Origin of the sequence: Bacillus sp. DU-106 (assembly GCF_004799705.1) — a bacterium.
Classification (GTDB): domain Bacteria; phylum Bacillota; class Bacilli; order Bacillales; family Bacillaceae_G; genus Bacillus_A; species Bacillus_A cereus.
This window is the reverse complement of the sequence record NZ_CP026607.1, coordinates 2,016,297-2,028,478: the sequence shown is the minus strand read 5'-3', so window position 1 is coordinate 2,028,478 and position 12,182 is coordinate 2,016,297. Positions and strand designations below refer to the sequence as shown.

Genomic DNA, 12,182 nt, shown 5'->3' with positions numbered 1-12,182 from the left:
GAACAAATGTCTACTGAAAATAATAGTGAACTCCAATACATAACTGTACTGGAATTTAGTAAGTCATTAGGAATTCACGAAGCTACAGCTTATAGATATATTAAAAGAGGGCTTATTTCAAATATAAAAAACATTAAAGGACGTATATATATCCATATAGACGAGATAGAAAAAACAAAAGAAAAAGCTAAACTAAATTCTGTTGACGATAGAAACTCCTACCTAACAACATATGAAGTATTTGAAGTTCTAACAAAAGATGGTTTGTGTATACGAGGAACATCATGGATTCACGAAAAGGTTTCCACTGGATTAATCAAAAGATATATGAAATTCAAAAACAAACTTTATATTCATAAAGAAGAAATAAAAACACTAAAGCTTTACTATTTTGAACATTCTAATGTAAATATTCCGTCTCAAAAAATTGAGGATTACTATACAATTAATGAACTTAGCCTAGAACTAGGAATATCCAAAAATCAAATCCACGGATACATACATAAGGATAAAATCAAAGCCTTTAAACTCCCTCATGTTAAAAATATATTTTTTCTAAAGTCTCATTTATCACTAATAAAAAAGAAGATTGGCTATTTAGATAAATATAACCCTAAAGAATTCCTTTCCATCCAAGAACTAATAGGTCAACTTGAAAAAAATAGAATTTATGTGACTGATAGCTCAATCCGACACCTAATATATACAAAGCGTATACAAAATTATGTAATGCATCTAAATAAATACTATTTTCATAAAAACGAATTCACCAAGTTATTAAATTATTTTGCTGAAAAAGGATATTACGCATATATCGATATAGAAACATCGGAACAAGAAAAACACACACATATGACAAATTTCTTAACTGTTAAACAAGCAGCAGAAAAACTACAAGCACCACCAATTTGGCTAAGAGGGCTGTTAAAAGACTACTTCCCTAATTCAAAAAAAGTGCCTGCATCTGGTGGACACCATTGGCTAGTTTCAAAAACTGATATAGCTAATTTCCAAAAAGAATACTACTACAATCATAAAACAAGAATGCTACATTTAATTGATCATTACGATTTGAATACCCTACGCTCTATTTCAGGATTTACATTCGATAAACTACGTTTAGATATAAAAAAGGCCTATTGACAGGTGCTATAAAAATAAATAATAGGCTCTTTATCCCTATCCAAAATGCAAATAAGTATTTAGAAAGTCTACAATATGTATTAGATACTGTTTACGATACACATGCAGCTTTAGAAGACTTATTAAAACATTATAATAACCATCCCCCTTCCAGTGATTTTATAAAAACATCATCTCTTTATAAAAAATGGGTGGAAATCAAGATTAATTCCAGCAATGCAAGACCATTCGCCTTAAGAGGCTATACATTAAACTTTATTAACTTATATGATAAAATGCTTTCTAATTTCCATGGGGAAATATGGACCGTTTCAGATGCTAAAATTGAGCTTTTTCTTTCTAATAGATCCTTATCTAATGAACTTAAAAAAAATTTCGTTCAATTTTTATCATATTGTGATAATCAAAATGGAAGAAATAGAGAAAAAAAATATTTGTACTACTACGAAAAAAAAGATAGTGCTTATTCAGAAAAAAATATATACTCATTTGAAATTTATCACCAGTATTATACTCATGTTCAAAACATTGAAATGCATATTACTCACGCTACTACATGTAGATACTATGCGAATATGTGGGCATACACAATAATTCTTCTCACCAATAATTGGAGAGGAATAGATATCGTCCATGAATTCCCTTCTATAGAACTGGATTCTATAAGCGCAGACAAGTTATCTTGGTTCAAAACCAATAAATTAACCATGGAAGAATCACAGAGTATTATTAATCAGCTTTATATTAAACTTCGAAATGCAGTAGCAAATAAAGTTTCTGTACTTTATAACTTCTATGTATCTCCAAACTTAATAGAGAGCTTAGCGCATTCACTTGTCATTTCTGAACTTCATAAGAGAAATATACAAAATCACACTGCCCTTCCTGAAAACTCTCGTATACTTGGTACTTTCTTTTTTGGCAAAAAGATTGTATCAGCCAGAGTATCTGGAAAGGATCAGCATTTAAACTTTTTTAATCCCTCTCCTCAATTAAAAGATTTTGACTGTTTGGTCATGAATAGAAGTACCATGACCTATCTTTTTTATTCAATCTTAGAAGAAGATGGTGAAGATGCTGATTTAGCCCTAGAAATTACAAAAAACACTAGATCACACAAAAGTTCAGATACAACTGCTATTTACATTCAAGCAAAAAATAAAGATGGCAGCATAAATAGAGTCTCAGTAAACTTGTTAAATCGTGGTATGTTTGGGTGGTTATACAACTATATTTTACTCAGATTAAAAGAGGATATACAAAATGGACAAACAATTGAAGAACGCACCAATACTATTAAAGAACTACGTAATTCTATTTCACCTATGGAACTAGAAAAATGGGCAATCCTTTTACAAAATCTTCATACTAATAAAAACCGTGTTATAGATGAAATCAAGCATCTTCCAATTGAAGAACTAAAAAAACTTGCAATAAAATTATTTACAAATCAAATGCCTTCTAAAGAAAAAGCGGGCCAATGTCTTGTATACCCTAATTGTAAAAGAAAAAATCTAAAAACATGTTATTCTTGTGAGTATTTTATCCCTGAAAAAATGGTGTTAATTGAAGCAATTAGTGAACTTAAAAGATTAACAAGTTCATTAGAGAACACCAAATATGACGCTATTAGAAAAAGGGATTCGTTTTTTCTTCTCAATATTATTTTGTTAATTGACGAAGCAATTAAAGCTTTTGGTATTGATGTCGTCAATTCATTTCTTCCTTTAAAAGAAAAAACAAAAATATTAGAGAAAGTTAAACAACGTTTGCTTTTATAAAAAAATACTATGTAAAGGATTTATATTATGCAATTAAAAAAGGTAATAAATATGGGAAACACACCAATAGCCGTTACTGAATCTATAACTTATAACGATCTTAATGTATCCAAATTCGAAAATATATTTAACGATTTACTTATCAATGAATATATAATGGCAAAATCTTTTGATGATGATGAATGGCTTATTCCATGTAACATCCAAAATACACCTTTTAAGCTGCCGTTTCATAAATTGTTTTCACATAAAAAATTATGCACCATTATTAAATGCTATCTTTTATTACGGCGTGCTTCAGGTATCTCACCTTCAACTATAGAAACCGAATTCAATATACTCAAGAAAATAATTTTAGCAACTGAGGGAGTAACCTCCACAGATCAATTTGAAAAATTACTTTCTAGTCTCAGCAAACCTTGGGCTTCGACATTTGCACTTGTACTAAAAGAGTTTTTGAAATTTTCACCGTTGCCAGGACATGAAAAATACATAGAATTATGTGACTCATTCCCTTCACCTAAATGGAAAAATAGAGATCTTCCTAATTTTTATCATGTTCTGCTTTTTGATGAAATAATTAATGATTTTAAATATAAGATAGTCCTACCTAAATACCATAAATATTATCCTGTAATTTTATGGTGGACTATTACAAATATTATTCCCATGAGACCCAATGAATTTTTAAGAATGAAATATAATTGTCTACATGAAAAAAATGATGGTAAAACATGGATTGTTATTCCAAGATCTAAACAAAAGTTCGATAGCCCCAAACAACAAGAATATTTTCAACATATTCTTATTACTGATGATATATCTAAAGCAATTAAAGATTTTCAATATGTGTTGGATACGTATAACATTCATACAGATAATCTATTCCCACAAGAATTTTATTGTCAGTTTTTTTCTAGAAGTATTAAGAGATCCTCAAATAGAATTTTAAAGCATCAATTTCAAACTTTAATGAAGAACTTTTATAGCGAAATAGTTGAACAGATGTATTCACAGCACTCTTTAGATAAGATTTCTCCAGGTGATACAAGGCATTTTGCAATCATTAATATGTTCTTACAAGGATTTAATGTTTTATCCATCGCCAGATTAGCTGGACAAACTACTATACAACATGCGTCAAACTATTATTCTCACGCCAAATTATTTGCTCAATCATATGTATACAGACTTACACAAACTATAGTTGAGAAACAAGCTCAAAACAAAATGTCTGGTGGCTTTTTGGGAACTAAAAGAAAGATTTTTGATAACAGAATCTTATATTCACCTAAAAACGCAGACCAGTACCAGAAAGTTGATTATGGCTACTGCACTGATAAAAATTTCCCTAATAATTGCGTTGAGGATTGTAGAATATGTGTTAATCATTACTTTTTCAATCCGTCTATTGATGAATATGACGAGGCGATTAAGTGGTTAGAATCATACTCAAGGGACTTAGAAAATAGAATCAATGAACATCTTGATTATATTAAAAAATTTAGTTTATCTAAGTCAAATGAACAAGTGAATTACCATGAATCTCTTCTAACTAAACATTCTAGACAACTATTAAAATATATGGACCACAAAGCTATTGTTGATGCAAAATTTATAGAGGAGTGAAAAAACTAATGCTAAAAGGAAAACAAAAAAGCTCAGGGCGGCCTAGAATATTTACTGATCAGGAATTAAAAGAACTCGCATTAGAAGTTAAAAACAGATTAGGTCACGTACATTTAACCTACTCTCTTCTTGAAAAAGAGACCAGCATTGGGAGAAACACTTGGAAAAGAAGATTAGAAAAAACAATAGCTGAATTAAATAAACCTATTTATCGAACAATTGGTGTAAACGAAGAGGATGAGGTCTATTTTCCAAACATAGAACAAATTTTTGAAATTTATAAGGGTAATACCCCTAAAATTATTAATGCATTTCATGAATTTGAAACAATGTTTATTAAATTATATGAAGAACTCCAAAATTTAAAAAAAGATGAACAAAAAATTATTCAAATAAAGCAAATTGCTGCTGAAAAAGACCAACAAATTCAAAAGCTAAAAATACAAGTTGAACATTATAAAAACCTTTACGAGCAATTAACCATTTCTAGTACATTCCCTCACTTACAAGAAAAAATAGGACTCACAGATAACATTTTAGATTTCAACACTAATATTGATAAAAATAGTAGCTTAACAAATTTTAAAGATTCATTCAAAACTATCAATAAAACTTCTACAAACCCCATAGAACTTACAGAAAAAAACAATTTAGAGAAACCTATCAATAAATTACAAGAGATGTTTCCTAATTTCTTTAATGAAAAATAATAGAAGCCGTAGATACAAAAAACATTTTGAACTTTTTCATAACATAAGAAGAAAAGCCAAATTAGTTCAAAAGGGATTTAATCAAAATTATCATTTAATACGCTGTTTAGAATCACTAACTGAAATCTTGATGTTATATCAACGGACCTTCCAAAGACAACTATCCTTGTTTGTTGTCTATTAAAGATTTAACAAAGAAATTATTATTGTTTCCCTTCTGATAGCTTTACTGCATAATTCATTTCTACTTAATTTTTATGATATTTCTTTAACCTGCCTTTTTAATTCGTATATTTACTTGGAGAATACCACTTTAATTCGGAGAAAATGATATCCTTAGATTCTTTAAGACCACTAAAACTTTCTTAACGTTGTTAAAAACGGACGATTCCTGCTATACAGAAATTATGCTTTATTTTGTTTTAATCGTTCTAGATTCTTTTATTTTCTCTCTGTTATTTTTCAAAACTTCATAACGCTCTACTGGAATTGCCTTGAATTGTTCTGGTCCTATTATCTGGGTAATAACTTTTTTAACTCTCTATTCCTATTGCCCCCTATCAAAACACATATAATATCTTCGTCTTCATACATTACTCTTTCCATCAAGAAGCGTTTTCTTTCAACTGCATCTCGCAAAATTTTATTTGAGGCTTCAAGTATAAAAATCATTATCACTGGAATTTCATCCAACCTATCTTCTTTTTTGTAATTATATGCTGAATATGGGATTAATATATTACGCCTAAATCCGCGTTCCATAATTCTACATGTTCTTGATTCAATAAATTCACTAATATTTTCACGTGTTTCTGAATCAAGTAACAATAGATTTCTTGCAACTCTATTACATAAATTATCCCTGTTACTATCTAATAGTCTAATTAACTGTTCAAATACTGGATTCATTTTTTGTTTAGGTTTAACTACTGGACCAAAAAAGGATTCGAATGAATTCCCTGATTCTTTTCCACTCACTATGCCATTCGCTTTCCCTGCCATATACAGATCTATCTCATCCCTAAAACTTTCAATATAAAGGTCTGCCGCCTCAGTCTCAGCAACCATTTCATTAATATAAACAGAATAATTATTGAATTCAAAGTATAATCCTATGTGATCTAATTCATCATTTAGTTTTATATAAGGGTTTTTACCAGCTAGACTACGCTGATATAAATAGTTCATAAAAATACTTGATGAATCAAAAAATTCAGTATATACTCTTAAATCATTTATTGATACACACCAAACAGGTAAATCACTTTCTTTAATAAATTCTGTTTTTTCAATTTGCGCTGCAATTTCATTAAAATCGTCTAGGGTAACACAACATGCATATATATAATTAACTTCATTAATTGTTTCTAATAGACTGTATTTCCTTTTACTTTCTTTACTATAAATTTCTAATTTATCTTTGATTTTGTACTCATTAAAAAGCCGTAGAGATTGCTCATATGGGTTTTGAGCTAAACTTTTTAGTGACTCCTTATAAGCTTCCTCATCAGAAAATGGTGATACTGGAGAAAATGCTCCCCCTTTTACTTCTAAAATTATCATTATGTCATCGAACAATATAATTCCATCACATTCGCACCATTCATACTTGCCATTACCTCCAACAGGTGCCTTATAAAAAATGTTTTCAAACATACGCGAATTAGGAATCATCTTTTTAAACAGCTTAAACGGCAGTGCTTCTGATAACTCTTTTTGAATATCATTTATACGAGAAACTAATTTACTATTTACTCTTCTCAATGCACGTAATACTGCCCTATAAAAATTATCAATTAAATTCTCAATACAGAAACAGTAGTATCGATTGTTAATTAACAAAAATGGCTTATATTTAATCGGTAGCTCTTGAAATACCATTTTACTATAATCACTTGAATCATCTGTGGTAATCTCACCAGGTTTCAATGTAAACTCTCTTATAAAAGAAACCGGCCAATTTGTAATTTTCTCAACATCAAAATATTCTCCGATTTTTTGAAGGACATCTTCCGAAAAACACTCTTCCGAATCTCCTTTGTGGTTTGGAATAATTTCCAATAAGTAATCTATAATTCCATTAGATCTTAATCGCTGGCTTAATGCTAGTAATCCATTAACAATTTCCTCAGCATCTATCCCAAAAGTATCTATAAACAACCTTTCATAAGGGATTAGTAAATCTCGAAAATGTTCCTGCTCAAAATATGAATACATTATCCCTGAAACGTTAGTCTGCATTCCCTGAGAATACTTTATTAACTCGGTTTTAGGAACTGAATTAATATACATATTAGCATTCAAAAATAATTGATATAACTCTTCTTGGATAAAAAGTATCTCTTCCTCACCTATATCTCTATTATTTAAAGTTTTTGAAGTTACAATAATACTTTGTATAAAAGGTAGTGACTTATTTATCCAGGGCTCTATATTTCCATGTACTGACTTTTCAATATCCCCCATAATCTCCATTTTTCTTTTTATATATAAATTAACTAAAACTGATAAAGGATTTACATTTGAGACTATATTTCTTATCTTTTGATTATTCCCCTTTATTTTTTTCTCTAATTTACTTGTATCAAAATTAATTGGAAATCCAGAAATTATATCTCTATTTTGCATTTATATTAAACCCCTTTTTATAGTTATCTGAAATAACTTCCCTATCATCTAAAAATACGAATTCATATTTCAACTAAATTATAATAATAATCTCCATTTTTATTTTACCATAAATTCTAATAACCAAATTATCAAAAGTATTATTATCAATATCAAAATCCCTCTGGTATTATTTATACCAGAGGGATTTTGATATTGTTTAATTTAGAACCTAAGTCCATTTTCCTCATCACGAATTTTTTCTTTTTGAATATTTCTCTCCAATCGATTTATATTTCTTTGTGACCATTTTCGGAGATTAATATTGTTATGTTTTAAATATGGCTTATACACATGGATAATTTTCTCATAATATGGCACTACGGAGCCTATCCAACTAAATGTCACCAACTGACTATCTATATTTAATAAAACCCTCTCATTATCATTATAATTCTCCAACAAATAGTCTATAAGTGTATTGATTATTTTTAATCCATCTTCTCCATTCTTTATTGAAGTAATTGGATAAATTTCCGCTAAAATTTCTGGCGCAATCTCATTTGCACTACACCATTCTATAAGGGCTTGTTCAGGTATATTTCTGATTGGAGTTGGTTCATCACTATCAAATCTCGATGTACCAATGATTTCTTTTAATTCATATCTGGACATGCCATCACTTGAAATCAGAGCTTCACTGAATAATTCCCAGCTATTACACCAATTATACTTTGTCACTAAATACGTATACCCTTTTAGCCTTTGATTCAATTTATAGTTTACATTCTCTCCTAATAATTGAAGTATATTCTTTGAAATTTCACGAGTAAATTCTGGTTTATTGTCATCACTATTTATATATATTTTTTTAAGAATTTCTTCTATTTCAAAAGAATTAATAAGATTATTTGCAAAAAAATGTGATTTCATTAATACTTCTTCAAACCAACTCTTAACCAACACAAATTTAGCATTATCATTCCAACAGTACATAAATAATATTTCCCAACAAACCCTGAGATGCTGTTCTTCATATTTTTCAATCTCTTTTACGAACCATATCATATCTTCAGAATTAATATTATCTGTTACTCTACCATAAGCTAATATCATTAACGAACTAGTCGGTATTTTCCCCTCTTCTAGTAAACCAATAAGTCTTTTTAAATCAAAAATTTTAACTTCTAAATAACGTGTTAGATTTGGAATAAGAATACTATATTCTCTCTCTACTGCCCTATCTAAGAATTCTTGAACTGTTTCATCTCTATCTGTTTGTAAATTACTTAAATATCCTCCTACAAAAGACACATTAATGTCTTTACACCTTGATACAACTAGTGCACTTAACTTTTTCTCGATAGTATCAATAATAACCTCATGATTAACCGCGATTTTCGAAATTTCCTTTCCGAATATGTATGCTTGACGTTGTTCTCCCACCATTAAGCATTCTAGGTTTTCCATTAATTCATTAAATTTATTTAAATAAACATCTTCAGCAAACTGCTTTACCCGTTCTTCTGTTAAGTCAATATATTTTCCATCATCACCTGGATTTTCCTTTTCAACATAGTCACTATTAGCAAGTGAAATATTTATACTCAAACTATCTTTAAAATCCTCAGGAACTAGGCTTTCTTTCCATTGTTGTACGATTTCCAAAGCATCCGGTGGAAGTTTAGACTTATCATATTGTATAATCTCTGTAATAGACTCTAAAGCCTCAGGCCAATAATTTCTTACCTTAGCAAAAATTTTGTAAAGAATACTATCTAGAATATTAATCTGCCCATACGAAACTAATCCTCTAATATTATCAGCAATTATTTTAAGTGCACGATCTGCATAATCATCATCTGAAGTAGCAATAATTGTTAATCTTTCAAGAGCCCCTTCCCAGTAATCAAATATTTCGCCCCAATTCTTTGGTCTCCATTCTTGTTGTACTGGTCTACTTCCCTGATACTCAACTCCCACCATTCTAGAAAGATCCTGAGTTTGTATTACATGTCCTAATGCTTCAACTCCTAATTTACGAATCTCATCTTCAGATGAACCAAGCGCAAAATCAATTAACCCTAATCTAGCTGCTGGTTTTGCTTGAGTACCCGATAAAGTATAATGGAATAATTGGAAAAATTGTCCTGTTGCATTATTAGCCCATTTTTCATTTTCAGCTGCTGCAAATCTTAATAACACAAGTGAAGCACGTTCAAAAGTACTTTCCCAAAAGCAAAGTTTTTCTAATGCACGTACTAAATTCCTACGTCCATCTTTCATTAACTTTAAATTAGAGATATCCATATTAGCAAATTCACGTTCCAAAGTGCTTACTGTTGTTTCAGGGTCCACTTCTACAAGTGAGCAGAAAATACGTGAACCCTCTTTAGAATTGAGTACTTCTGCTTGGCCAAAAGGGGCTTGTGATCCACAGAGATTAGTTGTAAGCTCCTTAGCCTTCTCAAGAAAATGAAGCTTAGAAATTTGCTTGCATAACGAATCCTTCATACCTCTCGGCATATCACTTGATAAGATTTCTAATGCTTTTTTTGGCCTACAATTTGTCCACCAATGAGCCGCTAAAGTCACAGCTAATGGCTGAGGAACTATTTTGATAAACCTACCTCTCTTAACTAAAATTCCTTTTTTAAGAAAATATTGACAATGTCCATAAAATTCATCTGCTGAGATATTACAAAAATAATTAGCGACATATTCCATTTCATTCTCTTTTTCTTTTTCAAAACCTATATTTTCAAAAACAGAACATATTTCGATTACTTTTTGAGCCACTTCATTTGTATTATCCCTGCCCCATAATAATTTTTTAATAAGTATTTCATCCCTTAAACTTCCAATATCATTCAAATCATTAATTCTTGCTTCAGCTAACAATGTTGCAATTCTAGGAAAACCATCAGAAAACGTTACGATTCTATCTTTATCGCCAGCTTCCATCTCTGGATAAGAATTTGAAATGATTCCTTGAATAACTTCTTTTGGTATCTCATCGATATAGATTTCTGGATCATGATGTGATGTACTACTTAAATTATAATCTATAGTTAATAGGCTGAATTTACTTTCTGTATGTTCTACTTCTATTTTTAATTGATTATGAAGCTCACTATCACAATTATCAACTATTAATATTCCAGAAAAACCTTGATTCCTCCATGTACTTACTACAGCTGGAAGAGGAATACGTTGGTTAGAAGCATCAATATAAATTACTTTTTTACTTAATGCTTTCTGACTAGCTTCACCAACTTCCTTCCCTCCTCTAAAAGCCTCAAAAGCTAGACGAGATTTTCCAATTCCAGACAGGCCCATAATCCTTGCAACTTTTTTCTCTTCAATAAAATATCCTCTTAACTCATCTATATACTGTTGCAATTTAGAACAGGATACATATTCCCCTGAATGTTCGCTATACTTATTCCATTCCTCCCATGTCTTAGCAGCTCCTTCAATCAATTTATGGTTCCATCCCCATACTGCACAAACTGCCGAAATATATTTATTAGTCCAAGCTGCTATTTTCGCTGCGTCATAAATCTGAATCTTTGGTTTTAATGTTGGCTCTGCAGTATGGATTGCCGCTTCAAAAGCCCCTATTCGTCCATCTATTTGTTTTTGATTAAGTTCCTCATTATGAAATAAAATATATGTTCCACCTGCAAGAAATACATCTTTAACTCGTTGTTTTAATTTCTTATCCTTCCCTATTACTTCTCCTTTGCACTTAGTCGAAGGCATAGGTGTAGCTTTAACTTGAAATAGAGTAAATCGGTCTGGAAGCCAATTAGTTTTCTCTTTATCACCTTGCCATTGAATATGTCCATCTTCCCCAGCATCTCCTACGGTAATATTCAATGCCACAGCAACGGCATTTGCTACTAATCCTTCTTTATCTGCTTCGTTATATAACAGTAAAGATAATAATTTCGTTAATTGAATATCATTTAATTTTTTTATATCCTCTGATTCTACTTGAAGGTATTGCATTGTGGTTACTCCTCTCATACCTCTATTGATTATTATTTATTCTAAAAATTCAAATTAACATATTTCCCTTTTGTACTCCAAGTCAATATATTTTTCACAAGATGTTTTCTATCTAGGACTAAATAATAATTTGCCTAAACGACATAATATTAGTCCATATACCCTTATAATCGATTTAAGCTTATTTCAGCTATACCTACTACTATTTTTATAAAAATCGCAATATATTCATTATAATGGATATTCACTAAATTTTATATGCGTTTTAAGGAATTCGTAGCTTAATATATAAAACTGT

At 30.1% G+C, this 12,182-nt stretch carries 6 protein-coding genes; 4 read left to right on the top strand and 2 right to left on the bottom strand.

Translation table 11 applies throughout. The features are described 5' to 3' along the window. The first annotated feature begins 6 nt into the window (after positions 1-6). From C3Y97_RS28060 to C3Y97_RS10465, 4 genes are read left to right on the top strand one after another with little or no spacing between them, the layout of a single operon-like run. A complete protein-coding gene (locus C3Y97_RS28060) occupies positions 7-1,143 on the top strand; it encodes a helix-turn-helix domain-containing protein (protein ID WP_240691056.1) in 1,137 nt (378 codons plus the stop codon). Beyond that, the gene (locus C3Y97_RS28055) at positions 1,140-2,924 is read left to right on the top strand and encodes a hypothetical protein (RefSeq protein WP_240691055.1); all 1,785 of its coding nucleotides are present in this window, start codon (positions 1,140-1,142) and stop codon (positions 2,922-2,924) included. The genes C3Y97_RS28060 and C3Y97_RS28055 overlap by 4 nt, the downstream gene beginning before the upstream one ends. Positions 2,925-2,951: 27 nt before the next feature. Beyond that, on the top strand, positions 2,952-4,553 hold the full coding sequence (locus tag C3Y97_RS10470; RefSeq protein WP_136363352.1) for a site-specific integrase: 1,602 nt from the start codon (positions 2,952-2,954) through the stop codon (positions 4,551-4,553). Positions 4,554-4,561: 8 nt separating this feature from the next. Then, positions 4,562-5,263 carry a hypothetical protein gene (locus C3Y97_RS10465; protein ID WP_136363350.1) on the top strand — a complete coding sequence of 234 codons (702 nt, stop codon included), beginning with the start codon at positions 4,562-4,564 and terminating at the stop codon, positions 5,261-5,263. A gap of 513 nt (positions 5,264-5,776) precedes the next feature. On the opposite strand, the gene C3Y97_RS10460 is transcribed toward C3Y97_RS10465, so the two are convergent. Both C3Y97_RS10460 and C3Y97_RS10455 read right to left on the bottom strand, forming a co-directional pair. Beyond that, entirely contained in the window at positions 5,777-7,891 is a 2,115-nt protein-coding gene (locus C3Y97_RS10460) for a hypothetical protein (protein ID WP_136363348.1), read from the bottom strand. A gap of 204 nt (positions 7,892-8,095) precedes the next feature. Continuing rightward, a complete protein-coding gene (locus tag C3Y97_RS10455; protein ID WP_136363346.1) occupies positions 8,096-11,884 on the bottom strand; it encodes a hypothetical protein in 3,789 nt (1,262 codons plus the stop codon). Positions 11,885-12,182: the final 298 nt, after the last annotated feature.